At 70.7% G+C, this 25,599-nt stretch carries 25 protein-coding genes; 12 read left to right on the forward strand and 13 right to left on the reverse strand.

Features of this window, described 5'->3' with window-relative positions:
• Nucleotides 1–113 precede the first annotated feature (113 nt).
• Nucleotides 114–716, forward strand: a complete 603-nt coding sequence (locus tag ACFWGZ_RS15350) for a hypothetical protein (protein ID WP_382452134.1) — start codon at nucleotides 114–116, stop codon at nucleotides 714–716.
• An 85-nt stretch (nucleotides 717–801) separates the two neighbouring features.
• Here ACFWGZ_RS15350 and ACFWGZ_RS15355 read toward each other — a convergent pair whose 3' ends face one another.
• A complete protein-coding gene (locus tag ACFWGZ_RS15355; RefSeq protein WP_382452135.1) occupies nucleotides 802–1,644 on the reverse strand; it encodes a sulfurtransferase in 843 nt (280 codons plus the stop codon).
• A 78-nt stretch (nucleotides 1,645–1,722) separates the two neighbouring features.
• Between ACFWGZ_RS15355 and ACFWGZ_RS15360 the strand changes: the two genes are divergently transcribed.
• Genes ACFWGZ_RS15360 through ACFWGZ_RS15375 form a run of 4 tightly spaced genes read left to right on the forward strand, consistent with a single transcriptional unit; the run spans nucleotide 1,723 to nucleotide 6,599 of the window.
• Nucleotides 1,723–2,418: an iron dependent repressor, metal binding and dimerization domain protein gene (locus ACFWGZ_RS15360; RefSeq protein WP_382452136.1), complete on the forward strand. Its 696-nt coding sequence runs from the start codon at nucleotides 1,723–1,725 to the stop codon at nucleotides 2,416–2,418.
• Nucleotides 2,415–3,590 carry a galactokinase gene (gene galK, locus ACFWGZ_RS15365; RefSeq protein WP_382452137.1) on the forward strand — a complete coding sequence of 392 codons (1,176 nt, stop codon included), beginning with the start codon at nucleotides 2,415–2,417 and terminating at the stop codon, nucleotides 3,588–3,590. Before ACFWGZ_RS15360 ends, galK begins: the two co-directional genes overlap by 4 nt.
• Nucleotides 3,591–3,626: 36 nt before the next feature.
• Nucleotides 3,627–4,589: a UDP-glucose 4-epimerase GalE gene (gene galE / locus ACFWGZ_RS15370; protein ID WP_382452138.1), complete on the forward strand. Its 963-nt coding sequence runs from the start codon at nucleotides 3,627–3,629 to the stop codon at nucleotides 4,587–4,589.
• Nucleotides 4,590–4,595: 6 nt separating this feature from the next.
• Nucleotides 4,596–6,599: a prolyl oligopeptidase family serine peptidase gene (locus tag ACFWGZ_RS15375; RefSeq protein ID WP_382452139.1), complete on the forward strand. Its 2,004-nt coding sequence runs from the start codon at nucleotides 4,596–4,598 to the stop codon at nucleotides 6,597–6,599.
• On the opposite strand, the gene ACFWGZ_RS15380 is transcribed toward ACFWGZ_RS15375, so the two are convergent.
• Nucleotides 6,569–7,615: a DUF4192 domain-containing protein gene (locus ACFWGZ_RS15380; RefSeq protein WP_382452140.1), complete on the reverse strand. Its 1,047-nt coding sequence runs from the start codon at nucleotides 7,613–7,615 to the stop codon at nucleotides 6,569–6,571. The genes ACFWGZ_RS15375 and ACFWGZ_RS15380 overlap by 31 nt on opposite strands.
• Before the next feature lie 182 nt (nucleotides 7,616–7,797).
• A complete protein-coding gene (locus tag ACFWGZ_RS15385) occupies nucleotides 7,798–9,597 on the reverse strand; it encodes a Xaa-Pro dipeptidyl-peptidase (RefSeq protein WP_382452141.1) in 1,800 nt (599 codons plus the stop codon).
• 108 nt (nucleotides 9,598–9,705) lie between these two features.
• Between ACFWGZ_RS15385 and add the strand changes: the two genes are divergently transcribed.
• Together add and cutA are read left to right on the forward strand one after the other, a co-directional pair.
• The gene (gene add, locus ACFWGZ_RS15390) at nucleotides 9,706–10,707 is read left to right on the forward strand and encodes an adenosine deaminase (RefSeq protein WP_382452142.1); all 1,002 of its coding nucleotides are present in this window, start codon (nucleotides 9,706–9,708) and stop codon (nucleotides 10,705–10,707) included.
• An 11-nt stretch (nucleotides 10,708–10,718) separates the two neighbouring features.
• Nucleotides 10,719–11,018, forward strand: coding sequence for a divalent-cation tolerance protein CutA (gene cutA, locus ACFWGZ_RS15395; protein ID WP_382452143.1), 300 nt, complete (start codon nucleotides 10,719–10,721; stop codon nucleotides 11,016–11,018).
• Here the strand turns inward: cutA and ACFWGZ_RS15400 are convergent.
• Nucleotides 11,001–13,025: a helicase gene (locus ACFWGZ_RS15400; RefSeq protein ID WP_382452144.1), complete on the reverse strand. Its 2,025-nt coding sequence runs from the start codon at nucleotides 13,023–13,025 to the stop codon at nucleotides 11,001–11,003. The genes cutA and ACFWGZ_RS15400 overlap by 18 nt on opposite strands.
• Before the next feature lie 188 nt (nucleotides 13,026–13,213).
• Between ACFWGZ_RS15400 and ACFWGZ_RS15405 the strand changes: the two genes are divergently transcribed.
• The 3 genes from ACFWGZ_RS15405 to lspA are packed head-to-tail and all read left to right on the forward strand — an operon-like array spanning nucleotide 13,214 to nucleotide 15,543.
• On the forward strand, nucleotides 13,214–14,506 hold the full coding sequence (locus ACFWGZ_RS15405; protein WP_382452145.1) for a 6-phospho-beta-glucosidase: 1,293 nt from the start codon (nucleotides 13,214–13,216) through the stop codon (nucleotides 14,504–14,506).
• 34 nt (nucleotides 14,507–14,540) lie between these two features.
• A complete protein-coding gene (locus tag ACFWGZ_RS15410; protein ID WP_382452146.1) occupies nucleotides 14,541–15,008 on the forward strand; it encodes a YybH family protein in 468 nt (155 codons plus the stop codon).
• 49 nt (nucleotides 15,009–15,057) lie between these two features.
• Complete coding sequence (lspA, locus tag ACFWGZ_RS15415) at nucleotides 15,058–15,543, forward strand: signal peptidase II (RefSeq protein ID WP_382452147.1); 486 nt, start codon at nucleotides 15,058–15,060, stop codon at nucleotides 15,541–15,543.
• Here lspA and ACFWGZ_RS15420 read toward each other — a convergent pair.
• From ACFWGZ_RS15420 to ACFWGZ_RS15440, 5 genes are all read right to left on the reverse strand, one after another.
• Nucleotides 15,515–16,168 carry an endonuclease V gene (locus ACFWGZ_RS15420; RefSeq protein WP_382452148.1) on the reverse strand — a complete coding sequence of 218 codons (654 nt, stop codon included), beginning with the start codon at nucleotides 16,166–16,168 and terminating at the stop codon, nucleotides 15,515–15,517. The genes lspA and ACFWGZ_RS15420 overlap by 29 nt on opposite strands.
• Complete coding sequence (locus ACFWGZ_RS15425; protein WP_382452149.1) at nucleotides 16,146–17,111, reverse strand: DUF3500 domain-containing protein; 966 nt, start codon at nucleotides 17,109–17,111, stop codon at nucleotides 16,146–16,148. Before ACFWGZ_RS15425 ends, ACFWGZ_RS15420 begins: the two co-directional genes overlap by 23 nt.
• Nucleotides 17,112–17,208: 97 nt before the next feature.
• Nucleotides 17,209–17,637, reverse strand: coding sequence for a CBS domain-containing protein (locus ACFWGZ_RS15430; protein WP_382452150.1), 429 nt, complete (start codon nucleotides 17,635–17,637; stop codon nucleotides 17,209–17,211).
• 148 nt (nucleotides 17,638–17,785) lie between these two features.
• The gene (locus ACFWGZ_RS15435; RefSeq protein ID WP_382452151.1) at nucleotides 17,786–17,944 is read right to left on the reverse strand and encodes a hypothetical protein; all 159 of its coding nucleotides are present in this window, start codon (nucleotides 17,942–17,944) and stop codon (nucleotides 17,786–17,788) included.
• A 187-nt stretch (nucleotides 17,945–18,131) separates the two neighbouring features.
• Nucleotides 18,132–19,085, reverse strand: a complete 954-nt coding sequence (locus ACFWGZ_RS15440) for a DUF6923 family protein (RefSeq protein WP_382452152.1) — start codon at nucleotides 19,083–19,085, stop codon at nucleotides 18,132–18,134.
• A gap of 343 nt (nucleotides 19,086–19,428) precedes the next feature.
• Here ACFWGZ_RS15440 and ACFWGZ_RS15445 point away from each other — a divergent pair, with 343 nt between their 5' ends.
• Nucleotides 19,429–20,187, forward strand: coding sequence for a DUF4239 domain-containing protein (locus ACFWGZ_RS15445; RefSeq protein ID WP_382452153.1), 759 nt, complete (start codon nucleotides 19,429–19,431; stop codon nucleotides 20,185–20,187).
• On the opposite strand, the gene ACFWGZ_RS15450 is transcribed toward ACFWGZ_RS15445, so the two are convergent.
• The 4 genes from ACFWGZ_RS15450 to ACFWGZ_RS15465 form a co-directional block, all read right to left on the reverse strand.
• Entirely contained in the window at nucleotides 20,184–20,864 is a 681-nt protein-coding gene (locus tag ACFWGZ_RS15450; RefSeq protein ID WP_382452154.1) for an EcsC family protein, read from the reverse strand. The two genes, ACFWGZ_RS15445 and ACFWGZ_RS15450, sit on opposite strands and share 4 nt — an antisense overlap.
• 10 nt (nucleotides 20,865–20,874) lie before the next feature.
• Complete coding sequence (locus tag ACFWGZ_RS15455) at nucleotides 20,875–23,391, reverse strand: PEP/pyruvate-binding domain-containing protein (protein WP_382452155.1); 2,517 nt, start codon at nucleotides 23,389–23,391, stop codon at nucleotides 20,875–20,877.
• A gap of 86 nt (nucleotides 23,392–23,477) precedes the next feature.
• Nucleotides 23,478–24,362: an ADP-ribosylglycohydrolase family protein gene (locus ACFWGZ_RS15460; RefSeq protein WP_382452156.1), complete on the reverse strand. Its 885-nt coding sequence runs from the start codon at nucleotides 24,360–24,362 to the stop codon at nucleotides 23,478–23,480.
• A 60-nt stretch (nucleotides 24,363–24,422) separates the two neighbouring features.
• Nucleotides 24,423–24,974 carry a hypothetical protein gene (locus ACFWGZ_RS15465; RefSeq protein WP_382452157.1) on the reverse strand — a complete coding sequence of 184 codons (552 nt, stop codon included), beginning with the start codon at nucleotides 24,972–24,974 and terminating at the stop codon, nucleotides 24,423–24,425.
• A gap of 95 nt (nucleotides 24,975–25,069) precedes the next feature.
• Here ACFWGZ_RS15465 and ACFWGZ_RS15470 point away from each other — a divergent pair, with 95 nt between their 5' ends.
• Complete coding sequence (locus ACFWGZ_RS15470; RefSeq protein WP_382452158.1) at nucleotides 25,070–25,591, forward strand: HNH endonuclease; 522 nt, start codon at nucleotides 25,070–25,072, stop codon at nucleotides 25,589–25,591.
• Nucleotides 25,592–25,599 lie beyond the last annotated feature (8 nt).

Genomic DNA, 25,599 nt, shown 5'->3' on the forward strand with positions numbered 1-25,599 from the left:
ACACGACCGCCGCACACCGTGTCCAGGCCTCTCAGCTGCTTACAGTGACGCTCCCGGCCCGCCTTCGGGCCCCGCACCGGAACCGATTCCACCGAACAGGGGTCAGAGGCGACATGCAACTGCGACCAGCGGCCATCCTCCTCGCACTGGGCCTGACACTCGCCGCCGCCACGGGCTGCAGCGAGCAGGTCACGGGCTCGGCCACCGCCGACACCAACGCGACCACCACGAGGCCGACCGCCACCACCCCGACCTCGCGGAGGACGCCCGCCACCACGGCAGCGAAGCCCACGAGGCCCACCAGCCAGAAGACGGGCGACGTGAAGATCGGCACCAAGAAGAAGTCGACCGGCCTGGAGACCTGCGGCGTCCTCAAGTCCGCCGACGTCGAGGCCGCGACCGGAGGCAAGGCCTCGGCCGACGGCGGCTGCATCGTCACCACCACCGACCCGACGGCCGTCATCACCCAGCTGGTCACGATCCCCGGGACGATGGAGCGGGAGGGCGAGAAGAAGCAGATCGAGATCGGCGGCAACACCGCGTGGCAGGTCGCGTCGTCCGGAGAGAACTGCCAGGTCACCGTCATGCTGACCGACGACCCGGCCGCCGTCACGTCGGCCTTCTCGGTGAGCGTGCTGGCGTTCGACAAGTTTGACGCGTGCGCCGCCGCCCTGAAGCTTGCCCAGCAGGGCTTCGACCGCATCCCGAACGCCTGAGCACCCCTCGGCGCGGCACTGCCAGCCGCCAATGGTTCAGCCACAGGTGATCAGCCGCCAGTGGGGTCAGCCTCCCTCCAGTGGGTCAGTCTCCGGTGGCGACCTCCCGGTCCAGCGCGCACCAGTTGGACCAGGAGCCGGCGTACAGCGCCGCCGGCTTCCCGGCCGACGTGATCCTGGCGACCTCCAACGCCAGCACCACCGACGAGGCCGTCACGCCCGACCCGCAGTACGCCCCGACCGCCACGTCCTCCGACACCCCGAGACCGGCGAACCGCTCTGCCAGCTCCGCGGGCCCGAGCCATCGCCCGTCTGCGCCGACATGCCCGGTCGTCGGCGCGTTGAGAGCCCCTGGGATGTGCCCGGCCTTCGGGTCCACGGGCTCGGTCTCGCCGCGGTACCGCGCGGCGGCGCGGGCGTCGAGCAGCACACCTTCCCGAGCCAGCGCCGCCGCGCCGTCGGCGTCGAGCACGGGCATCTGCCCCGGCCGCACCACCACGTCACCGCCGGCGTCGCCCGCGGGTTCCTCGGCGGTGACGGGCAGGCCGGCCGCCTCCCACGCGGCGAACCCGCCGTCCAGCACCGCGACCTCGCCGTGCCCCGCCCACCGCAGCAGCCACCACACCCGCGCGGCCACCGAGCCGTCGCCCGCGTCGTACGCCACGACCTGACCGCCCGCGCGCACGCCCGCACGGCGCAGCACCTCCTGCAGCCGCCCGGGATCGGGCAGCGGATGCCTGCCGCCGGCTCCGGGCGGAGCGGACAGCTCCGCGTCCAGATCCACGTACACCGCACCAGGCACGTGGCTGACCTCGTAGTCTTGGCGTCCGGGTGGTCCGCCGAGACGCCACCGGACGTCCAGCACGACGGTGGCCGGACGCGCACTCAGCGCATCGGCGAGGGCCTCAGGAGTGATCAAGGGATGCACGGCTCACATCCTGCACCCGCGCGGACACCTGTGTCCCCCGGCACGACTACCATCGACACCACACGAAGGGGAGCGGGTGTGAACGACCTCATCGACACCACGGAGATGTACCTCCGCACGATCTACGAGCTCGAAGAAGAGGGCGTGGTGCCGCTGCGCGCCCGCATCGCCGAGCGCCTGGGCCAAAGTGGACCGACCGTGAGCCAGACCGTCGGCCGCATGGAGCGCGACGGCCTGGTGGTCGTGGCGGAGGACCGCCACCTCGAGCTCACCGAGCAGGGCCGCAACCTTGCAATCGCCGTCATGCGCAAGCACCGGCTCGCCGAGCGCCTCCTCGTGGACATCATCGGGCTCGAGTGGGAGCACGTGCACAGCGAGGCGTGCCGCTGGGAGCACGTGATGAGCGAGGCGGTCGAACGCAAGCTGGTCAAGCTCCTCGGCAACCCCACCACCTCGCCCTACGGCAACCCGATCCCCGGCCTCGACAAGCTGGGCGACGGCGAGCCCGCCCCGCCCGCCGAGGCGGACCTGGTGCGCGTGGACGAGGTGGCCCGCCGCGGCGGCGGCCGCGTCGAGATCCGCCGCATCGCCGAGCACGTCCAGCTCGACCCGGACCTGATGGCCGAGCTGAAGGACGCCGGCGTCGTACCGGGTGGCTTCGTGGACGTCGGGGCGCTCGGGGGCGCCAAGGTCGTCCAGGTGCGCGGCGGCAACGGCCACACCGCCGAGCTCGACCCCGCGGTCGCCCACGCCGTGCTGGTGCTCGCCCGGTGACCCAGTCGACGACACCGGCGGCCAAGGCCGCCGAGGCGTTCCAGCGCCTGCACGAACGCGCCCCCGAAGGGGTCTGGTCAGCTCCCGGCCGCGTCAACCTCATCGGTGAGCACACCGACTACAACGACGGCTTCGTGCTGCCGTTCGCGCTGCCCCACCGCATCGCGGTGGCGGCCTCCGCCCGCACCGACGGGGTGCTGACCGTCAGCACGACCGGCGACGACGGCGGGGTGCAGACCGCGGCCCCCGCCGTGGTGGCCGACCTAGTCCCGAGGACCGTCAAGGGGTGGGCCGCGTACCCCAGCGGCGTCGCCTGGGCACTGCGCGAGCAGGGAGTCGCCGTCACCGGCGGGGCCGACCTCGTCATAGCGGGCGACGTACCCGCGGGAGCGGGCCTGTCCTCCTCCCACGCCCTGGAGTGCGCCGTCGCGCTCGCCCTGCTCGGCCTCGCCGGCGCCAACGCCGAACTGCCGGACATCGCGCGCTGGGTGCAGCGGTCCGAGAACGACTTCGTGGGCGCGCCGACCGGCATTCTCGACCAGACGGCATCGCTGTGCTGCGTCGAAGCGCATGCCCTGTTTTACGACGTGCGCGCCGGCAAGTCGGAGCAGGTCGCGTTCGACGCCGCTGCAAGCGGCCTCGAGGTGCTCGTCATCGACACCCGCGCGAGCCACTCCCACGTGGATGGGGGCTACGGCGCCCGCCGGGCGGGCTGCGAGCGGGCCGCCGAGATCCTCGGCATCCCCGCGCTGCGCGACGTCGACATCGCCGAGCTCGACCAGACGCTCGTCCGGCTGCCCGAGGAGCTGCGTCCGCTGGTGCGGCACGTCGTGACCGAGAACGACCGGGTCCTGCGCGCCGTCGAGCTGCTCCGCACGGGCGAGCTCGCGGGCGTCGGGCCGCTGCTGTCCGGCTCGCACGCGAGCCTGCGGGACGACTACCGGGTCTCGTGCCTCGAGCTCGACGTCGCCGTCGACGCGGCCGTGGCGGCCGGCGCCCTCGGCGCCAGGATGACCGGGGGCGGCTTCGGCGGCTCGGCCATCGCCCTCGTGCCCGTCGAGCGGCACGACGAGGTCGAGCGGTCCGTGCTCGCCGCCTTCTCCTCGCGTTCGCTCACGCGGCCGAGGCTCTTCACGGCGGTTCCGTCCGCGGGCGCGGGCAGGGACCGGTAGCGAACGACGATTCTGACCAGGAATGCGAGGACTGTGGTGAAGCTGCTCGTCACGGGCGGGGCCGGATACGTCGGCAGCGTGTGCGCTGCCCGGCTGCTCGAAGCCGGGCACGAGGTGGTCGTCCTGGACGACCTCTCGACCGGGCACGAGGACGCCGTCCCCGCGGGAGCGCGCTTCATCCGGGGTGACATCGCCGAGGTGATCGGCGACGTCCTCGCGGAAGGGTTCGACGGAGTTCTCCACTTCGCGGCGAAGTCCCTCGTCGGCGAGTCCATGCAGGATCCCGGCAAGTATTGGACGGGCAACGTCCTGACGGCGATTCGCCTGCTCGACGCCATGAAGGAGCACGGCACGCCGAAGCTCGTCTTCTCCTCGACTGCCGCGACGTACGGCGAGCCGCGGGAGGTGCCGATCCCCGAGACGGCTCCCACCGCCCCGACCAACACCTACGGCGCCACCAAGCTGGCCATCGACCACGCGATCACGTCGTACGCGGCCGCGCACGGGCTTGCGGCGATGAGCCTGCGGTACTTCAACGTCGCCGGCGCCTACGGCAGCATCGGCGAGCGCCACGCGACCGAGACCCACCTCATCCCGCTGGTCCTGCAGGTCGCCCTCGGGCAGCGCGAGCACATCTCGATCTACGGCGAGGACTGGCCCACCGAGGACGGCACCTGCGTCCGCGACTACATCCACGTCGCGGACCTCGCCGACGCCCACCTCCTCGCGCTCGACCACGCCACCGCCGGCGAGCACCGGATCTACAACCTGGGCAACGGCACCGGTTTCTCGGTCAAGCAGGTCATCGAGACCTGCCGCGAGGTGACCGGCCACCCGATCCCCGCCGTCGTCGCGGAGAGGCGCGCCGGCGACCCGGCCGTCCTCGTCGCCTCCGCCGAGCGCGCCCGCACGGACCTCGGCTGGAAGCCCGAGCGGGCCGACCTCACCGGCATCGTCAGCGACGCGTGGGAGTTCACCCGCGCCCGGCACGGAGCCTGATCCCCGATGACCGACTTCGCCTCCTTCGAGAGCTACAACGCCACGCCGCGCCTCGGCTCCCTCGCGCTGTCCCCGGACGGCACCCGGCTCGTCACGGTCGTCTCCTCGCTCGCGCCGGACGGCAAGACCTGGCAGGGCGCTCTCTGGGAGGTCGACCCCACCGGTGAGCGGGAGGCCGTCCGGCTCACCCGCTCCGCCAAGGGCGACTCCTCCCCGGTGTTCACCGCGGACGGCTCGCTGCTGTTCCTGTCGGCGCGCCCGGACCCGCTCGCGAAGCCGGGCGAGACCAAGGACAAGAAGGCGCTGTGGCGGCTTCCGGTCAGCGGTGAGGCCGCCGAGGTGCTGCGGCCGGGCGGCGGAGTCGGTCAGCTGCGCGCCGCGGGCGAGACGGTGCTGTTCACGTCGTCGGCGTACCGCTTCACGGAGTTCGGCGAGTCCGACGACGCCAAGCGCAAGGCCCGTGAGGACGCCGGGGTGACGGCGATCCTGCACGAGTCGTACCCGATCCGGTACTGGGACTCGGACCTCGGCCCCGCCTACCCGCGGCTGTTCTCCGCCCCGCTCGGTGACCTCGCCCCCGGCACCGTCACCGCTTTGAGCGAGGACACCGAGAGCCGGCTCGGCGACGAGGACATCGCGCTCAGCCCCGACGGCAAGTGGGCCGTCTTCGGCCACGACGTCGACGTCAGCGCCGCCTACGGCCGCAGGACCGAGCTCCGGCTTGTGGCCACGAGTGGCGGTGCGGCGCGGACCATCGCCTCCGAGGACGGGTACTCGTTCGGCGGCGCCGCGTTCACGCCGGACTCCTCGGCTGTGATCGCGATCCGCTTCCGCGAGTCGACCCCGGAGTCCGCGCACCACCGCGACCTGGTGCGGGTCGACCTGTCCGACGACTCGATCACGCCAGTGGCGCCCGGCTTCCAGGAGGAGCCGGACCACCCGGTGGTGAGCCCGGACGGGTCCGCGGTGTTCTTCACCGCGAGCCACCTCGGCCACCAGCCGGTCTGGCGCCTCGACGTGGCGACCGGCGAGGTCACGAAGCTGACGGTCTCGGGCTATTACAGCGACCTGGTCGTGAGCCCGGACGGCCAGACGCTGTACGCACTGCGCAACTCGGTGGACCACCCGCCACAGCCAGTGCGGTTCGCCGCGTCCGGCGCCGACCAGGACCCCGAGCGCCTGCGCGCCCCCGGCGCGCTCGACTCGGTGCCCGGCACCCTGACCGAGATCTCCACGGTCGTCGCCGACGGCAGGACCGTCCGCTCCTGGCTGGTGCTGCCCGAGGGCGCCTCCGCCGACTCCCCCGCGCCCCTGGTGCTGTGGGTCCACGGCGGACCGGTCATGAGCTGGAACGGCTGGACGTGGCGCTGGAACCCGTGGCTGATGGCCGCGCGCGGCTACGCCGTCCTGCTGCCCGACCCCGCCCTGTCCACCGGGTACGGGCCCGACTTCATCCAGGCCGGCTGGGGACGCTGGGGCGCCGAGCCCTACACCGACCTCATGGCCATCACGGACGTCGCGGTCGAGCGGGACGACATCGACGCTTCCCGCACCGCCGCCATGGGCGGCTCGTTCGGCGGCTACATGGCCAACTGGATCGCCACCCAGACCGGCCGGTTCCGGGCGATCGTCACCCACGCGTCCCTGTGGCACCTCGACGCGTTCTCCGGGGGCACGGACAGCTCCTACTTCTGGATGCGGGAGATGGGTGACCCCCTGACCCAGCCGGAGCGCATCCTGGCCAACTCGCCGCACCTGCGGGTCGCGGACATCACTACCCCGATGCTCGTCATCCACGGCGACAAGGACTACCGGGTGCCCATCGGCGAGGGGCACCGGCTGTACTTCGACCTGGTCCGGCACGGCGTCACCGCGAAGTACCTGTACTTCCCGACGGAAAACCACTGGATCCTCACCCCCGGCAACTCTCGGGTCTGGTACGAGACGGTGTGGGCGTTCCTGGCCGAGCACGTCTTGGATCAGGAGTGGGAGCGGCCGGAGCTGCTCTGAGCGCTCCTGAGCAACCGGCGGGCGTCGGCCAGGTACTTCCTGGCCAGCGCCTTCATCTCGTCCGGCGGGAACGCGGCGCTGATGGCGGCGCGGAGGAGCTTGGCCAGGGTGTGGCCGGGACAGGCCTCCTCGGCCGCGTCGAGCGCGATGGACGCGAGGCCCCCGTCTCCGCGCTGGTAGGCGTAGAAGGCGAGCAGGCAGGCGGGCTCGGCCCGTTCGGGCGCGGGACACGTCCTGGTGAGCTCCAGCCACAGCCGTTCGGCCTGCCTGGCCTTGGGCTGGGACAGTGCCGCGAAGCCCAGGCTCGCGTCCCGCACCTCCGGCACCGCCAAAGCCCGCGCCAGCGCGACGACCTCCGCGTCCGGCAGCGATCCCTTGCGGTTCTCCACGGCATCGATCGCGTCGCGCACCCGGTGGAGCTCGACGCCGGGGTGGGGCTCGCCGGAGTTCGTGATGAGCTCGTCGAGCAACGCGGACCGGCGTTCCAGCGCGTCGGGTGGGTCGAGCGCGGCGATCGCGGCCAGGGCCGCACGCGACTCGAACGTGACGTTGCCGTCGTGCGCTGACGCCGCGGCCACGGCGGAGAGCTGTGGGTCCGGCAGCGTCCCGTGGCAGCCGACCTCGAAGTAGCAGAGCCACCTCGCGTCCTTCTGGCACGACGGCAGCCACACGGCCTCGACGACGTCGATGCCCGCACCACCCAGTCTGCGTTCGAGCGTGGAGACGAGCTGTTCGTGCGGCAACTCCTCCGGCATGTGCCCGGAAGGCGCACACACGACCACGAGCATCACCTCGGTCGCGCCCTGTTCGCGCAACGGTGCTTCCAGCTGGGCGGCGAGGGTGCCTCTGTGCCGCGGGCGGGGCAGGTCGACGCGCATGGTCATGCTGACCATCTGGTCCTTCAGCACCAGCACGACGAGGGAGTCGGCCGGGTGGAACCCCATCAGGTGCGGGATCGCGGCGTAGAGGTCGCCTGCGTCCCGCACCTGGACCGGTTTCGGGAGGGTGGTGGGCATGGACCCACTGTGGCGGCCGGGACGGGTCTGGGAACCGGGCCGGCGCCAGGTTGTGGACAACTCCGCGGTTGTGGACAGGTCGAGATCTTGAACGCGGGAGAACCCGGGTTCTGTCGGGGGTGGGTGCTAGGGTGCCGCGCTCCGGCCTCCGGAAGGCCGGGAACCGGAGCGCGACAGCATCCTCAGAACGCCTGGAGGACGGTGCGCCAGCCGCCGACGACCGGCAGCTCCACCGACGACCTGGCGAGGTCCAGCGAGAGACCTGCGCCCGGCTTCGGCCGCAGCGTGTAGTCGTAGTCGCTGGAGATCAGCACGAACTCGAGCCGGTGGCCCGCCTGCAGGACGTAGTCGTCCGGCACGATCGGCACGTCGACGTCGTAGAACTTGCCGGGCTTGATCGGCGACGTCCTGTCCGGCCGCTCCCTGTTCTGCGGGTCGGTCGAACCGCGCGTGATCACGTGCGAGGTGCCGTCGGCGGCGCGGTCGACGAGCAGCGTCGTCACGTTCGCGGCGGGGCGGTCGAACGCGAGCCGCAGGTGCGCCGTGGACTTGCCGGACAACCGCACCGGCTTCTGCACCGGTTCCGACGCGTAGGAGAGCCGGTTCGGCGACGTCGCCAGGTCGATCAGCGACTCGGCCGTCTTCGTCGCGTCGTCGGTCAGCTTCTCGACACCGCGGCCGGGCAGAACGGCGAGGCCGCCCTTGGCCGAACCACCGGGCGAGAGGCGCAGCCGGACGTCGGACGTGCCGGGAGCCGGCCAGTCCTTCTCGTCGACCCACGTCTTGTCCTCGCGTTGCAGGGTCGCCTTCGGCTCCTTGTCGACGCCGTTGCGGTGACCCCACAGGTACTGGGTGAACCAGCGGTTCAGCGTGCGCCGCCACTCGGCCGACCGCAGCGTGTCGGGGTCGGTGTGCCCGGACTGGTGCAGCCAGATCTTGTGCGGGGCGCCGGCCTTCTTCAAGGCCGAGTACCACTGCTCGACGTGCGTCATCTTGACGTTCGAGTCGTTGAGCCCGTGGACGGCGAGCACGGCCGCGCGGACCTTGCGCACGTCGTTGAGGTAGTTCCGGTCGTCCCAGAACTTGCTGTAGTCGCCGGTGATCCGGTCCTGGTCCTTCGCGATCTCCGCGATGACCGGCTTGCAGATCTCCCTGTCGGCACGGGTGTAGACGTACTCGGCGAGCACGTCGGCGTCCTCGCCCTGGAACGTGCCGGGCGCGACGACGGCGCCGTCCGCGCGGTAGTAGTCGTACCAGCTGGAGATCGCGGCGATCGGCACGATGGCCTCGAGGCCGCGCACGCCCGTGGAGGCGACGGCGTTGGGCAGGGTGCCGTTGTAGGAGACGCCCATCATGCCGGTCTTGCCGGTCGACCAGGTCGCCTTGATCGCCTCACCCGTCGCGGTGCGGGCGGGCGCACGGCCGTTGAGCCAGTCGACGACGACGCGCGCGCCGATCGTCTCGTTGACGTCACCGGTCGTCGGGCAGCCCGTGGACTTGCCGGTGCCGAGCGACTCGGCGTAGACGACCGCGTAGCCGCGGGAGATGAAGTAGGCCTCGTAGCGGCCCGACGTGATCGGGTTCGGGCCGAGAGCGGCGGTGATGCGTTCGTCGGAGGAAGACTTGAGCACACGGCCGGTGCGCTTGTCCGGCACGTACAGCTCGACGTCGACGTTGTGGTTGGCGACGTCGTTGCCGCCCGAGAAGTACGGGCTGACCATGTAGACCACGGGCACCTTAAGGCCCCGTTCGGTCGCGCGCGGACGGACGACCTCGGTGTAGACCTCGTCGTCCTTGCCGTCGCGGTCGCTGTCGACCGGTGCGCGGACCCAGAGGCTCTCCTTCACCACGTCCTTCGGGTCGAAGACGGGTTGTGCCTCGCCGTCCTGGAACACCGGGCCCTCAACGGCTTGGGCCGTCGCGGGCAGGAATGGCAGTACCAGCACCGCCGTCAGCAGTGCGACTCTTCGTGCGCCCCTCACGAGGCACCCCCAATGCGGAAGCTAGATACAGGGATTCGCCCTGCACCCTCTCCTCTGACTGCAAGACATGTCACCCGTCGAACGGCTCTTGACCTGAGAGCATGGGCCGTGCACATTTCCGACTTCGTCCACGCGCTGCCGAAAGCCGAGCTGCACGTCCACCTCGTGGGCGCGGCGTCCGCGGACACCGTCCTCGCCCTGGCCCGCAACCACCCCGGCGGACGGGTGCCGGCCGACGAGGACGCACTGCGAAAGTTCTACGAGTTCACGGACTTCAGGCACTTCATCAACGTCTACGGAGTCGTCAACGACCTCGTCACCACCGGCGAGGACGTCCGCACCCTCGTCGTCGGGTACGCCCGTGACGCCGCGCGCACCAACGTGCGGTACGCGGAACTGACGATCAGCGCGACGAGCCACCTGCGGGCCGGCATCGCGCCGGAAGAGCTCGTCGAGGCGTTGGCGGCGGGACGCGAGGAAGCGCTCGCCGTGCACGGCGTCGCGTTGCAGTGGATCTTCGACGTGCCCGGCGTCTGGGACCGGGACTGGGGCATGACGAGTGCGAGGTTCGCCGCCGAGCACCGGCCGGAGGGACTGGTCGGGTTCGGGCTGGGCGGGTTCGAGGCGGACTCGCCCAGGGCGAAGTTCCGGGAGGCGTTCGCGGTGGCGCGCGACGCCGGGCTGCACATGGTGCCGCACGCCGGGGAGACGACGCCGCCGAGCGAGATCTGGGCGGCGGTGCGCGAGCTGCGCGCGGAACGCGTCGGGCACGGCGTCAGCGCGGTCCAGGACCCGGAGCTGCTGCGGCACCTCGCGGACGAGGGCGTCGTCGTCGAGGTCTGCCCGACGTCGAACATCCGCACGGGTGCGGTGAAGTCGCTCGACGAGCACCCGTTGCCACGGCTCGTGGAGGCAGGTGTGCCGGTCACCATCAGCACCGACGACCCCGGCATGTTCCACACCGATCTCGACCGCGAGTACCTGCTGTGCCACGAGCAGTTCGGCTTCGGGCGGGACGAGCTCGCCGGACTCGCACGGGCGGCCGTGCGCGCGTCGTACGCACCCGTGGAGCTGAAGGACCAGTTGCTGAAGGAGATCGACGCGCTGTGAGTGGTGTGTGCGTGGTGACCACGACCGTCGACTCCGCCGAGGCCGCGGAGTCGCTGGCGAAGAACATCGTCGAGGCACGTCTCGGTGCGTGCGTGCAGATCGTGCCGATTCGCAGCGTGTACCGGTGGGACGGTGAAGTGCGCGTTGACGCGGAGTGGCAGTGCGTCGTGAAGACGTCCGTCCTCCGCGCCGACGAACTCGTCGAGCACATCAAGGCGCAACACACCTACGACGTGCCCGAGGTCGTCGTCACCCCCGTGGTCGGGGGCAACGACGACTACCTCGCGTGGGTGTCAGAGGAGACCTCGTAGGTGACGGGGCAGCGGTTCGGTGTGCAGGACGCCGAGCCGTTGTGTCGCCCTCGTCAACGCCACGTACAGCTCGCTGGGTGACATGCGCTGAGGCTCGACGACGAGGACGACGTCGAACTCCAGCCCCTTCGACGCGCGCGGCGGCATCCAGCCTTCGCCGATGACCGCGATCGTGCGGCCGGTGCGCTCGGCGGCGTGCGCGTCGAGCTCGTCGCGCACGGCAGCCGATATATCAGTCACCTGGCGGGCCCACGGGCGCGTGCCGCTCTCGCGCACCGAGACCGGCGCCGGCGAGTCGGGGTCGACGAGCTTCAGCACCGGGGTCGCGACGGCCATGATCTCGCCGGGCGTGCGGTAGTTGACCTCGAGCCGACGGTAGGTGAACCGGTCGAACACCGAACCCCAGCTGCGGACGCCGCCCGCTGCCTGGCGCTGGGCCAGGTCGCCGACGATGGTCATGGACTTGTTGGGGCACCGGCGCAGCAGCACGCGCCAGTCCATCGCGGACAGCTCTTGCGCTTCGTCGACGACGACGTGCCCGTACGTCCAAGTGCGGTCTTCGGCGGCGCGTTCGGCGAGAGAGCGGCGGTCGCGCACCTCGTGACGGGAGGCGAGCACCTCGGCGTTGACGAAGTCGGTGACGATGTACTCGTCGGAGTCGGCGCGCTTGTCGATGGACAGGACGTCCATCACCCCGCGGGCGTACTCGAGCTGTTCCTCTTCCTCCCTCCTCTCCGCGCGTTCCCACGCCCCGTCGGAGCCGAGCAGGTCGGCGAGCTCGTCGAGCAACGGCACGTCGGACACCGTCCACACGTCGGCGTCCTCCCGGTACAGCTCCGGCACGGCGATGCGGAAGCACCGGCCCGCGTAGAGGTCGGCGAGCAGCTGCTCCGGGGTGAGCTCGGGCCACAGCCTGTCGACGGCGGCGCGCAGCTCGGTGCTGTGGCGCAGTTCGTGGCGTACGTCCTCCTCGATCTCCGGCCAGTCGACGCCGATGAGCCGCATCGCGGGGGCGACGAGCTCCTCGGCCAGCGCGAGGAAGAAGTACTTGCGGGCCGCGTTGTGCGGCAGGCCGTAGTAGCGGGTCTTCTCCCTCGCCATGGCGGCGATGTGCGCGTCGAGGGGGACGACGACGTCCTCGAGCTCGATGTCGATGGGTTCGTCGGGGAGCTCCTGGCGGTCGGCGACGGCGATGGCCAGCAGGTCCAGGACGGAGAGGTCGCCCTTGAGGCGTTGCAGCCGGGGGCTGTCCTCGAGGTCGGTGGCGACGCCGGGGTAGAGCTCGCCGGGCGTCGCGAACACGACGTCGGTCTCCCCCAGCGACGGCAGGACGTCGCCGACGTAGCGCAGGAACCCGGTGTTCGGGCCGATGATCAGGACGCCGTGCCGCGACAACCGTTCGCGCCGCGTGTAGAGCAGGTAGGCGACGCGGTGCAGGGCCACGGCGGTCTTGCCGGTGCCGGGGCCGCCCTCGATCACCAGGACGCCGGGGCCGGAGAACCGGATGATCTCGTCCTGCTCGGCCTGGATCGTCGAGACGATGTCGCGCATCGTCGCGGTGCGGGGCGCATCAAGCGCGTCGAGGAGCGCCGTCGTGTCGGTCAGCAGTTCGTCGTCGTGGAAATCGCGCAGTTCTCGATCACGGACGCGGAAGTGCCGGCGCAGGACCACGCCTTCCGGGTTCGCGGCGGTCGCCGTGTAGAACGGGCGCGCGGCCGGTGCGCGCCAGTCGAGCAGCAGTGGTTCGAATTCGTCGTCGAACAGCCCGACGCGGCCGATGTAGGCGCAGTCGCCCCTCTCGGAGTCGATGCGGCCGAAGCACAAGCCCTCCTCCGCCGCGCGGTACTTGCCGAACCGCCTGGTCAGAACCCCGACAGTCGCCTCGCGGTCGAGTCTTTCGGTGGTGGTGTCCCGCAATGCCGCCGCGAGGTCCGCGGCCGCTTTGTTCCGTTCTTGATCGAGCTTTTCATACAGAGCGGTGATCCGTGCCTGTTCGCTCGCCAACACCTTGCCCCCTGTGATACAATAAATCAGTCTTCCCGGAAAATATATTCCGAAAACACAAAGCCATTTTTTCTATCACGGATCCGCCGTGCGCGGAACCCTCTGGGCAATTCGCCTGATCCCGCATCCGAAAATGTAAGATCGACCTTGTCGTGCGCACTGCGGGAGATGCGAATGGACGTGGTCGAGGCATGAGGCTGGTCATCCTGGGGGGCGGCGGCTTCCGCGTGCCGCTCGTCTACCGCGCGCTTCTCGCCGACAGGTCGCCCGGTCGCGTCACCGAGGTCGTGCTGCACGACCTCGACGCGTCGCGGCTCGCCGCGGTGAGCGGTGTCCTCGCCGAGCTCGCGACTGATATATCGGATGCTCCGTCCGTGACGACGTCGACGAACCTCGACGAGGCGGTGCGCGGAGCGGACTTCGTCTTCTCGGCGATCCGCGTCGGTGGCCTCGCCGGACGCGCGGCCGACGAGGGCGTCGCGGCCGGGTGCGGGGTGCTCGGGCAGGAGACGGTCGGGGCGGGCGGGGTCTCGTACGGGTTGCGCACCGTCCCCGTCGCGCTCGACATCGCACGTCGTATATCAGTGCACGCGCCGGATGCGTGGGTCATCAACTTCACCAATCCCGCCGGCATGGTCACCGAGGCGATGGCGGCGCACCTCGGCGACCGCGTCATCGGCATCTGCGACTCCCCCGTCGGGCTCGGCAAACGGGTCGCGCGGGCTGTCGGCGTGCGTCCCGGGGACGCGTGGCTCGACTACGCCGGGCTCAACCACCTCGGGTGGCTGCGCGGTCTGCGCGTGCGCGGGCGGGACGTGCTGCCGGACCTGCTCGCCGACACCGAGCGGCTGGAGTCGTTCGAGGAGGGCAAGCTCTTCGGCGCCGAGTGGCTGCGGACGTTGGGCGCGATTCCGAACGAGTACCTGCACTACTACTACTTCACGCGTGAGGCCGTGCAGGCCGGTGCGTCGCGTGGGGCGTTCTTGCTGGAGCAGCAGAAACGGTTCTACGCCGAGCCATCGCTGGACAGCTGGGAACGGACGCGGCTCGAGCGCGAGCAGACCTACATGTCCGAGACCCGCGACGAGGACCGCGACGCCGACGACCTCGACGGCGGCGGGTATGACCGGGTCGCGCTCGATCTGATGCACGCGATCGCGTCCGACCGGCGCACGACGCTGATCCTCAACGTCCCGAACCGGACCACGCTGTCGTGCCTGGACGCCGACGCCGTCGTCGAGGTGCCGAGCCTCGTCGACGCCAACGGCGCACGGCCCGTCGCGGTGAGCCAGGTTCCCGACGAGGGCGTTGGACTCGTGACGTCGCTCAAGGCCGTGGAGCGCGCCACCATCAAGGCCGCTATCAGCGGCGAGCGCGCACATGCGGTGAAAGCGCTCGCGATGCATCCGCTGGTCGACTCCGTCACCGTCGCCCGCAAGATCGTCGATGCTCATCCGTTGCTGTTCGGAGGAAATTCCGGGTGAAGCCGGGGCTGTGCCCGCGCTAGCTTCTCCAGTCGTGGACAGCGACGTGGCTCGGCAGCTCAACGACGACATCTGGCATCCGTTCCGGCAGGCCTACGCGCGGTTGGACGCACCGGCGTTCCTGGCGCTGCACGTGCCGGAGCTGATCCGGGCCGGCGGACCGGCGAAGCAGGTGATCGGGTTCGCGGAGTACTCGGCGCAGGTCGGGGAGTGGTTCGCCGAGCTCGCCGGCCGCGGCAGCTCGGTGGCGATGTCGTTCCGGTTCGTCGAGCGCATCGCGTCCGGCGACCTCGCGAGCGAGCGCGGCATCTTCCAGATGGTGGCGACGCGGACAGACGGCGACCAGCGCACGTTCTACGGCCGCTTCCACACTTATGCGCGGCGCATCGACGGACGGTGGCGCATCTGCGTCGACTACGACACCGACGAACGATCGGTGACGTTGGAGGAGGATTTCCGGGCGGCCGCCGAGGTCGACGACGTCGGCGCGTTCGACGCGTGACCAGGGTCTAGTGCCGAGTGGTGGTGTTCTTAACTACGCTCGTCCGCAAATGGACACCACCACCTCTCGCCGCGTGCCGCTCGTCGTGGGCATCGCCGTGCTCGTGCTGCTGCTGGACCAGGCCACTAAGTTCTGGGCCGAGAGCGCGCTGACGGGCCGCGCGCCCATCCCCGTGCTCGGGGAGTTCCTGCAGTTCAGGCTGCTCTACAACCCCGGTGCCGCGTTCTCGATCGGCGCGGGGTCGACGTGGATCTTCACGATCGTCGCCGCCGTCGCCGTCGTGCTGCTCGCGCGGTACGGCCTGCAGCCGCAGCCGAAGCTGCGGGCGGCCGCGCTCGCGCTGATGCTGGGCGGCGCGACGACGCACCTGCTCGACCGGCTGTTCCGGCCGCCGGGCTTCGCGCGCGGGCACGTCGTCGACTTCATCGACTACAACGGCTGGTTCGTCGGCAACATCGCGGACATCGCGCTGGTCTGCGGTGCGATCCTGCTCGTGCTGCTGAGCTTCACCCCGACGAAGCAGCCCGCCGAGTGAGGGTGTCGGCGCGGCGGGTCGTCTCGGGGAGCCGGTAGCGCGGGGCGAGGCGCAGCACCTCGGCGCACGCCCGGTCCAGGTCGATCTTGTGGCCGACCGAGACGAAGACGGGCTTCACGCCGTCCTGCGTCCGCAGTGCCCTACCGACGACCTCGTCGTCCATGACGAGGTCGCTCGCCGCCCCTCGCTTCTCACCCGGTGCGTCGAACGAGCCCATCGCGTTCTTGGCGACGCCGATGCTCGGGATGCCGGTGTGCACGCCCAGGTGGCACGCGAGGCCGAACCGGCGCGGGTGTGCGAGGCCCTGGCCGTCCGCGACCAGCAGGTCCGGGGCGACGGTCACCCGGTCGAGGGTGCGGAGCAGCACCGGCATCTCGCGGAACGCGAAGAGGCCGGGGATGTAGGGGAAGTCCGTCGTGTCCTCGACGACGACCTCGTCGGCGACTTCCAGCGTCTTCGCGTCGAACACCACGCACACGCCTACGACGGCGTCGTCGCCGCGATAGCCGACGTCCAAGCCTGCGACGGTATCGATGCGCAGTTCGGGAGCACTGGTGGTGATCACCTGGGTGCGCAGGCGCTCTTGCATCGCGACGGCGTCGTCAACCGTTCTGGGCCACTCCACGGGCGACAGTGTGCCGTGACGCCTCGTAGTGGGCGGCGAGGAGGTCGTCGCCGAAGTCACCCGAATGGCGACGCCAGACGGTGTGGACGTGGTTGGCCTCGTTGGCCGTGTTGTCGTACTCGATGAGCAGGTCCGGGCCCTGGATGCGGTAGTAGTGACCCTCGCCGCGGCGCAGCGAGCCCTCCCACGCGAAGTGCAGGCGGTCCCGGTCGAGGCGGTCGAACTCGTCGTCGGCCAGCTCGAACGCGAGCCGGTCGAGGTAGAAGCGGACGATGTCGACCAGCAGTTCGCCCGCGGGTTTGCCGAGCTGGGCCGGCGTCACGCCGACCGGGTCGGACGGGCTGATGCGCGGGGCGTTGCCGGTGCGGATGTCGTGCGGCGCGGTGTCCGCCACGACGGCGAGGCGGCGGGCGGTCGGGCCCATGCGGTCGAGGAGTTCGCGGGCGAGCTCTTCCTCCAGGCGCAACGGCTGGCCGACGACGTGGCCCCGGTAGGTGACGCGGGCCGGGTTCGCCCCGAGGAAGAACGGCGTCGCCGAGACGTGGCCGTCGGCGACGACGACGTTGACGGACAGGTGGTGTCCCTCGACTCGCCATCCCCACGGGTCGTCGCCGTCCGGCGTGCCGAACAGGATCGTCCAGTAGTCGCCGCTGTGGCGGTCGCGGCTGCCGCCCTCACGGTGGTCGAGGACGTCCTCCAGCGCCATGACCGCGGCGGCCTGCGCGTAGGCGTGGGGACTGAGCACCGTCGCAAGCATGCCGTGGACGGCTTTGCGCTGGTCGCGGTCGAGGTCGCCGAGGACCAGGCCGGGGCGTGGTCCGGGCGTGTAGGCCCAGCGGTGGCGGAGGTCGTCGTCGGTGACCGCGCGGATCGCGTGTTCGCGCTGGTGACCTGCGAGCGAACTGATATATCGGCGCGTGGCGTCGGCGACGTCGTGCAGCATCTTCCGAACTTATCCACCTTCTGCGCGCACAGCACAGAGAGCGGTTCGGGCAGAGGCATCCGATATATCAGTGCGCGTCAGAGGTGCAAGGTCACGGTCAGCCCTGGGCGATGTAGGCCTGCAGCTGGTCCTGGGACTGTTCGAGCTGGCCGATCCGGCTCTTCACGACGTCGCCGATGCTGACGATGCCGACCAGTTCCCCGTCCGACACCACGGGCACGTGGCGGAAGCGCCGTTCGGTCATCACGACCGTGAGGTCGTCGACCGTGTCGGACGGCGAGCAGGTGTAGACGTCGGCGGTCATGATCGACGAGACCGGCGCGGACAACAGGCCGGCGCCGCTCTCGTGCAGGTGGCGGACGACGTCGCGTTCGGACACGATGCCCGCCAGACCGGACGGCCCGACGACGACGATCGCGCCGACGTTGTGGTCGGCCAGCGTTCTGAGCAGTTCGGACACCGGGAGGTCCTGGTCGATCGTCGCGACCGCCGATCCCTTGGCCCGCACAACGTCAGCAATCCTCATCTGGCGCCTCCGATACTGCCGGTCCGGTCAGGCAACTCAGGCTAGATCGGATCCGGACGGAACGGGAGGCCGTGCCTCAAAGGGAGCAGGGGACGCGCTCGAATGAACGAACGCGTCCCCCGCGGTGTCGCGCCTGGTCCGGCGTCGGCTACGCGGATCCTCCGCGGCGACGGGTCGCGAACTGGCGCGGCTGGACCATCGGCGCCCGCTGCCGAGGCAGCGGGAACTGCGTGTTCTGGTCCTGGGAACGCTTGCGCGCACGGCGTGCGGCGCGGTTGCCCGGCTCGGGCGGGGTGGTGGCAGGCATGCGAAAGCCTCCTCGCGAAGAGGGCGTGCAAGGGCACGGCGGAAAGTCGGCCGTGAGAGAGGACCCGCGGAAGGGTCACCGAGTGCGACAAGAGGTCGCGAGGCGAGCGTCGAGAGCGCTGCGGAGCTTCATCAGATGAAGAACATGGCTCCAACGCTAGCGACGTCGCCCTGGCACGCCAACCGAATTAACCGCGGGCCCGGGCGGCCGCCGCACCGGCACCCAGCATCACGAGGACGATCGTGACCATCGCCCACTTGCGCGACTTGGTCAGCGGCGTGCTCTCGGCCTCCAGCGCGAGGTCCTGGCGCGGTTCGGTCTTCTCGCGAGCCGCGCGCACCGGAACCGGTTGCGGCGCAACGGAAGCGGGCGGCGCCACCACGGCAGGCGGCGGCACGACCGGAGCCACGACGGCCGCCGGCGCGGGAACGGGTGCGGGCACCGGAGCGGGCGGGAGAACGGGAGCGGGCGCCGGGGGCAGCGGCGCCTCGGGACGGGGCGCGGGCGGCTCGGCACGCGGCGGCATGGGCGCCGGCAGGCAGCCCGCCGCGTCGACCATGCCCATCGGCTCGCCCGCCGACAGTTCCACCGCGGACGTCCCGGTGATCCGGTACACGCGGCTGCGGCCCTGGTGGCCGTTGTTCACGGCGTGGACGGTGCCCGCCGCGTCGACCACGACGGCGCCGTAGGTGGACTTGCCCGGCAGGCCGGCGATCTCGGTCCTGCTCAGCACCCGCCCGGTCGCCGGGTCGAACGTGACGACCTCGCCCGGCCCGTGGCCCCCGGCCCAGACGCCGGTGAACGCGCCGGTCGCCGGGTTCGGCGTGAAGTCGTCGAGCGCCAGCGCGGGCCAGCCGAGCACGACGGTGCGCACGACCTCCAGGTAGGTCGGGCTGGCCGGGTCGATGTCGATCGCGTGCAACCGCGCGGTGTCGCGCACGTAGAACGTCGTGCCGACGACCGCGCCCGCCGACACGTCGTCCGTGCGGAACCAGTGCGCGTCAACGGGGCCGAGGTCGCTGACCGCGCCCCGGGTGTCGACGAGAACGACGTGCGACGGGTTCTTCCACCAATGGCCGCCTTTCGACGTGAGCCCGACCAGCCGCCCCAATGCGGGCGAGTAGCCCAGCGCATTCAGCACGTAGTCCAGCCGAGCTATTTCTGTCACTCCACCGGATGACATGTCGAGTGCCGAGAAAGTCGAAAAATGTCCCCGATTGAGTGAACGCACTTGATAAGCGCCACAAGCCGGAGAGGCAGCCTGCGCAACACCGCTGGTGAACGGCGTGGAAAGCACCACGAGAGCCGAGACGGCGCCGGACACGAGCAATCCCCGCCGCCACCGGGATGGAGCAGACCAATACGACAACCGGGTATTCGTGCTGTTGCCGTGCATTTCCACCTGACCATTGCTCGTGAAGCCGACCGCGCTGTACCGGCCACAGTAGACCGTGGTCTAATCCCACACCAAGAAAGGAGCCGAATTGAGCATTTACCTCAGCGGCACGCTCTGGGTTCTGGGTGCCGCGACCATCTCCGCCGTCCTCGTCGTCATCGCCCGCCGGTTCGGCTCGGACGAGGTGAGCGAGAAGAACCTCGGTGCGGGCGGCTCGGTGTTCAGCATCGTCGCCGGCCTGCACGCCGTGCTCGTGGCGTTCATCCTGATCTCGCTGTTCGACGCCGCCAACAGCGCGGAGGAGCAGGTGCAGAAGGAGGCCAACGCGCTCGTCGCCGTGAACTGGTCGGCCTCGTCGCTGCCGGAGCCCGCGAAGTCCAGGGTCGACCAGCTCAGCCGCGACTACGTCTCGACCGTCGTGCAGGACGAGTGGCCGCGGATGCGCGACGGCGAGGACGTCGACAACCGGGGCTGGCTCACGCTGAACCGGCTCAAGGAGACGATCGCGACGACCGCGCCGGAGGGCGACTGGCAGGAGGACCGCAAGACCGAGGCCGCGAACCAGCTCTGGGAGGTCTACCAGGCCCGGCAGGAGCGGCTGGAGGCGGCGGACAACGGCGTCAACCCCGTCGTGTGGCTGGCGCTGGTGATCGGCACGCTGCTGTCGCTGCTGTTCCCGTTCCTGTTCGGCGGGCCGAACCTGCTCTCGCAGCTGCTGATCACGATCACGCTCACCTCCACGCTGGTGCTGCTGCTGTTCGCGATCCACCAGCTGCAGAACCCGTTCAGCGGAGGGGTGCTGATCCCGTCCGACGCGTTCAGCGCCGCACGCGACCGGCTGAGCTAGCGCGCATCGGTCGTTCCGTCGGCTTCCTCGATCTCGACGTGCAGCACTTCGCCGTCGATGACCTTCGGCGGCGCCGAGTCGGTCTTCGGGAGGAGCTCCGACTGGGTGAAGTACCGGTTCGCGAACGCGCCGACCGCACGGGTCGAGGCGGCGTCGACACCACCGCCGATGACGCCGCCGAGCACCGGGACGCCCTTCGCGGCGATGCTCCCGAGCTTCTTCGTGCCGTACTTCGTGATGAGGGCCGAGGCGGCCTTCTTGGTGAACTGCTTGATGCCGACCTTCTTGAACAGCTCGGTACCGGCGTTGCCGAGCAGGCACAGCAGGATGGCCGTCTGCACCTCTTCGCTGTCGACGTCGTGGCCGCGCAAGGCCGCGATGGACGCGATCAGGTGCGTCTGGATCACGTACGTGGCCGCGACGTTGGACGGCAGCGAGACGGGCAGCGTGATCAGGCCGCCGAGGTTCGTGATGAAGCCCTGGGCGCCCGCGAGCGCCACGTGGGTGCGGATGAGGTGCTTGATCGCGGCGACCTCGTCGCCCTTCTTGGCGAGCGCGTCGGACGCGGCCTCGCGGGCGCTCTTGAACGGCCCGAAGCCGTCCACGCCCGCGCGCAGCAGGTAGTCGGCGATGCCCTGCTGGGTCTTGGTCAGCTCGCCCTTGTTGGTCTCGGCCACGCCTCCGAGATTACGCGTCCGCCAGGCTTTGCGAGAGTTCGACGGGCCGTTCGGCCGTGATCACCGCGCCCGTGCCGCCGTCCACGGTGATCCGCTCGCCGGTCCTGATCCTCGTCACGGCCTCGCGGACGCCCACGACCGCCGGGATCCCGTACTCCCTCGCCACGACGGCACCGTGCGAGTTCGCGCCGCCCATCTCCATCACGAGACCGCCCGCGGTCAGGAACAGCGGCGTCCACCCCGGGTCCGTCGACGGCGCGACCAGGATCTCGCCGGGTTCGAGGTGGGCTCCAACGGGGTCCATGACGACCCGCGCGATGCCGGTGACCGTGCCCGCCGACGCCGGGGTGCCGACGAGGTCGCCCTCCGCCGGGACTCCGTGGCTCACCGCCTCGGGTTCCGTCCCGTCCGACAGCAGCACGCGCGGGATGCGCCTGCGCCGCATCTCGCGGTTGTAGACCTCGCGCCGTGCGGCGACGACCGCGCGCAGATCTCCGCTGGTGGAGCGCATTTCCTCCAGGTCGAGGAAGAACACGTCGTCCGCGGCGTCGAGGCGCCCGTCCTCGACGAGCTGGGCGCCGGCGTGCGCGATCCGCGTGCGCAGCGCGCCGAACAGGGTGATGACCAGGTACTTCGGGTACTCCCGCAGCCCGGCGAGCACCCTGGTGCGGCGCAACGCGAAGCGCACCAGCCAGCCGCGTCCCCGCGCCCGCCGGGCGAGGGTCTCGATCATCGCCTCGGCTTCGGCGGCACCGCGCGCGAACACCGCGTCCGGCCGGGCCTGGTCCTCCTCCAGCAGCAGGAAGTTCCGCACGACGCCGGCCACGTGCGCCGGGTCGTCGGACCACCGGGGCAGGCCGAGGTCGATCTCCGCGACGGCCCGGTGCCCCCACCTGGCCAGGAAAGCCTCCAGCGCGGCGGGCCGGCCGCCGGCGCGGAACTGTTCCAGCGCACCCGGATCGCGGCGGATCTCCTCGGCGACGTCCCACATCGCGAGGTCCATCTCGGTGGTGACGTTGTTGGGCAGGCCGCGCAGCACGGTCTGCAGCTCCCCCGGCCGGGTCTGCACGACCTTGCCGGCCAGGCCGAGCATCGCGAACCCGACCAGCGCCGTGGGCGCGAGCCCCGGCAGCACGGGGACGACGCACTGCCGCAGCGCCTGGTCGATCGGCAGGGCCGCGGCCCTGTCCAGCACCTCGCGTTCCATCAGCATCGCCGTCCGCACGGCCTTTTCGGGGTTCACCAGTGCCTTCACGACCGTCGCCGGCACGTGGAACCGGCGGGCGAGCCGCACGAGGCGTCGGAGGGCGGGCGTCGGCGAGGAGTTCCTGACCGCGAACCTCGGGTCGTCGAACAGCACGCGCAGCACCTCGGACGACCGGGCTTCCATCACCGAGAGCAGGCGGGTCACGAACTCGCGGCCCACCTTGCTGCGCATCACCTTCGTGACGTCGAAGAAGATGCGCTCCCCGGCCTCCACACAGGACTTGCTCGCGGGGTCGCCGATCACGATCTCGAAGGCGGCTCGGGCGATCTCGCGGAACGCCGCGCGTCCCATCGGCGTGATCGGGCGCTCGAGCCCCTGCGCGAGGCTGAAGCAGAAGTAGACGTGCGCGCCGCCGTCCGGGTTGTCCGGCAACGGGAACAGCGTCGTGATCGGCCGCGCCTGGGTGAGGTGCAGGTCCCCTTCGGCGTCGATGGCCCACTCGATGTCCTGCGGTGTGCCGTGGTGCCGCGCCACCTTGCGGCCCAGGACGGCGAGCGCGTGGACCTGGCCGTCGGTCAGGCAGGGCTGCGCGTTCTCACCGGCCTCGACCCGCTCGGTGCCGCCACCGGGCCGTGAGCGGATGACGACCCTCTTGTCCCCCAGGCGTTTCTCGACGATCTCGCCGCCGTCGACGACGAAGTGGTCGGGGTTGACCGCGCCGGACACGACGGACTCGCCGAGTCCGGGGCTCGCGTCGACGACGATCTGGTCGCGCTTGCCGGTGACCGGGTTCGCGGTGAACATCACGCCGGAGACCGCGGACTGCACCATCCGCTGCACCACGACGGCCAGGTGGGTCGTGGCGTGGTCGATGCCGTTGGTCTCGCGGTAGCTCACCGCGCGGTCGGTCCACAGCGACGCCCAGCACCGGCGCACGGCGTCGACCACCGCGTCCTCGCCGACGACGTTGAGGACCGTGTCCTGCTGGCCCGCGAAGCTCGCGAACGGCAGGTCCTCCGCCGTCGCGCTGGACCGCACCGCGACCGGCACGTCCTCACCCAGCGCGCGGTACCCGGCGGTGATCGCGTCCCGGACTTCTTGCGGCACAGGGGTTTCCAGCAGCACGCGACGGTCGTTCTCCGGGGTGGCGTTCGCCAGTTCGCCGGCTCGCGCAACGGTGCGGTAGGCCGCCGTGGTGACGCAGAAGCCCTGGGGCACCGGGAAACCGGCCCGGGTGAGCTCGCCGAGGTTCGCGGCCTTGCCGCCCACGACGGCGAGCATCGTGCCGTCGATCCCGCCGAGGTCGATGGTGAGCGCCATGGTTGCTCCCTCCGGGTTCCCCTGGAGAGGAGGGTACGAGCGTTCCACCCCGAACTCAACACGTGATGAATAAATCAGGTTCTGCGTCAGCCGCGGCTCACCCAGTCCGGGAGGGGTTCGCGTTCCGCGCGCCACTCCGGCGGCGGGGTCGCGACGATGCCGCCGACGATCGCGGCCGTCGTGTCGACGTCTCCGCCCGCGCGGACGCACGCCGTGATGGCGGCGCGGTAGTCGTCGAGGTGGTGGGCGGCGACCCAGAGGGTGAACGGCACGGTGTCCTGCGCCGTGACTCGGGAGCCGTTGCCGAGGACGTACGCGGCTTCCTCGGCGTCACCGATCGCGCGCGCCTTCTCGATCCCCTTGCGCACGAACGATTCCCCGAGGTGTCCGAGGACGCTGCCGAGCAGGTCGGGAGGCGGCGTCCCGGTGAGCCGCGCCTTGGCCGCGATGGCCGACGCGTGCGCCACCGCCACACCGCCCGCGATGCCTTCCGGGTGCTGGTGCGTCACCTCGCTGGCGCGGATCGCCTGTGCGGTGACGGTGTCCGGGCTGTCGGCGAAGTACGCGCCCAGCGGGGCGACCCGCATCGCGGCGCCGTTGCCGCACGAACCCTGCCCGCCGAAGGCGGCGGAGGCCGCTTCCTGCCACGGCGTGCCCTGGCGGATCTTGCGCAGGATGGTGAAGGCTCCCACGCCGTACCCGCGGTTGGGCTCACAGCGGTCGGCGAACGTCGCGGCGAGCCGGTCCCGGTCCACCTCGCCGTGGTCGCGGAGCTCGGCGACCAGGTTGCAGGCCATCTCGGTGTCGTCGGTCCACTCCCACGGCCCTCGTGGCGGCTTGCCGGCCACGAGGTCGGGCAGCGAGCGGCCGACCATGAAGAACTGGGCGCCCAGGGCGTCGCCGACGGAGAGGCCGGCGAGCGAGTCGTATGCGAGGTCCAGGCGCGCGCGAGAATGCAGAACAGTGCGCATCACCTGCGATTTTACCCGGCTTTCCCGCCAGGGGCAGCTGAATTCGGGAGTGCGGCGAGGTCAGCGCGTCAGCCCGGCGGGCGTGAAGACGAAGCTGTCGCGGAAGCCGCCCTCACCGCGCCTCGTCGCCATCAGCCGCAGCTCCGGCATGAAGTGGAAGAACACCAGCGACCCCGAGCGGTCCGGGTAGCCGAGCGTCTTCGAGTACTTGGGGTTCGTGCCGCCGAGCCACAGCGGCGGCTCGCCGTACTCCGCGATCACGTCGTCGAGCAGGCAGTCGCGTTCGCCCAGCACGCCGGGGATCCTGCTGTCGGAGTCGAGCGACAGCCAGCCCTGCCGGTGCGCGAGATCGGCGTACACCGACGCCATCACGTCCTCGCTGCGGTGACCGAGGACCTCGTGCACCGCGCCGCTGACCATCGCCGCGTTCGCCGCGCCCCGCTTCACCAGCGCGTCGAGCTCGGCCTGCCACCGGTCGGTGCGGTCGTCGGCGAACGCCAGGGCGTCGAGCAGGGTGAGGATCACCGCTTCGCCGCCGTACATCCCGGGGCGGCGAACGGCGGCGTTGAGCTGGCCGAGCAGGTAGCGGCGCAAGTCGTCGAACGAAGGCATCTCTCCCCTTTGGTCACATTGTTCTACCAGTTGCGCATACGTGAAACGGAATCGCCTTCGTCAGCGACAGATACGGCAACGACTGGGGAGGACAGATGGCGGCTAGCACCACGCAGATAGTGGCGTACTGGGTCGAGCACGAGGTCGAGATGGCCGTCGACTGGAGCACGGCGCACGAACGCTGCTGGCGGTGCGGCTACAGGACCAGGCTCGAGAAGTGCCACATCGTGCCGGTGGCGCTGGGTGGGAGCGACAACGCGGACAACCTCGTGCTGCTGTGCGCGCGGTGCCGCCGTGAGGCGCCGAGCCACCAGGACCCGCAGTACATGTGGAGGTGGCTGCGGGCGACGGGTGTCTCCTCCCCCGGCACCTACTGGACGATGCGGGGCTGGGAGGAGTTCGAGGTCATCTTCGGCCGCAAGCCGCTCGAGATCTTCCGCGGGGCCGAGGTCGACCACCACTCGCTCAACGCCGAGTGCCGGGCGCTGGCGGCGGACGAGTTCGCGAAGACCGTCGTCCACTTCGGAGAGGGACGGCTCAACCCGTCGACGATCGCCTGCGTGATCGCGGAGATCGAGAAGAAGCTGGCCGACCGGCACGGGATCAGCCTGCCGTGACGGCGAAC

It is taken from the genome of Lentzea sp. NPDC060358, from assembly GCF_042725365.1.
Taxonomy (GTDB): domain Bacteria; phylum Actinomycetota; class Actinomycetes; order Mycobacteriales; family Pseudonocardiaceae; genus Lentzea.

Coding starts and splice junctions, on each gene's coding strand:
- ACFWGZ_RS15350 (WP_382452134.1), top strand. CDS start 114: ATGCAACTGCGACCAGCGGCCATCCTCCTCGCACTGGGCCTGACACTC.
- ACFWGZ_RS15375 (WP_382452139.1), top strand. CDS start 4,596: ATGACCGACTTCGCCTCCTTCGAGAGCTACAACGCCACGCCGCGCCTC.
- ACFWGZ_RS15380 (WP_382452140.1), bottom strand. CDS start 7,615: ATGCCCACCACCCTCCCGAAACCGGTCCAGGTGCGGGACGCAGGCGAC.
- ACFWGZ_RS15405 (WP_382452145.1), top strand. CDS start 13,214: ATGAGGCTGGTCATCCTGGGGGGCGGCGGCTTCCGCGTGCCGCTCGTC.
- lspA (WP_382452147.1), top strand. CDS start 15,058: ATGGACACCACCACCTCTCGCCGCGTGCCGCTCGTCGTGGGCATCGCC.
- ACFWGZ_RS15425 (WP_382452149.1), bottom strand. CDS start 17,111: ATGCTGCACGACGTCGCCGACGCCACGCGCCGATATATCAGTTCGCTC.
- ACFWGZ_RS15430 (WP_382452150.1), bottom strand. CDS start 17,637: ATGAGGATTGCTGACGTTGTGCGGGCCAAGGGATCGGCGGTCGCGACG.
- ACFWGZ_RS15435 (WP_382452151.1), bottom strand. CDS start 17,944: ATGCCTGCCACCACCCCGCCCGAGCCGGGCAACCGCGCCGCACGCCGT.
- ACFWGZ_RS15455 (WP_382452155.1), bottom strand. CDS start 23,391: ATGGCGCTCACCATCGACCTCGGCGGGATCGACGGCACGATGCTCGCC.
- ACFWGZ_RS15460 (WP_382452156.1), bottom strand. CDS start 24,362: ATGCGCACTGTTCTGCATTCTCGCGCGCGCCTGGACCTCGCATACGAC.
- ACFWGZ_RS15465 (WP_382452157.1), bottom strand. CDS start 24,974: ATGCCTTCGTTCGACGACTTGCGCCGCTACCTGCTCGGCCAGCTCAAC.
- ACFWGZ_RS15470 (WP_382452158.1), top strand. CDS start 25,070: ATGGCGGCTAGCACCACGCAGATAGTGGCGTACTGGGTCGAGCACGAG.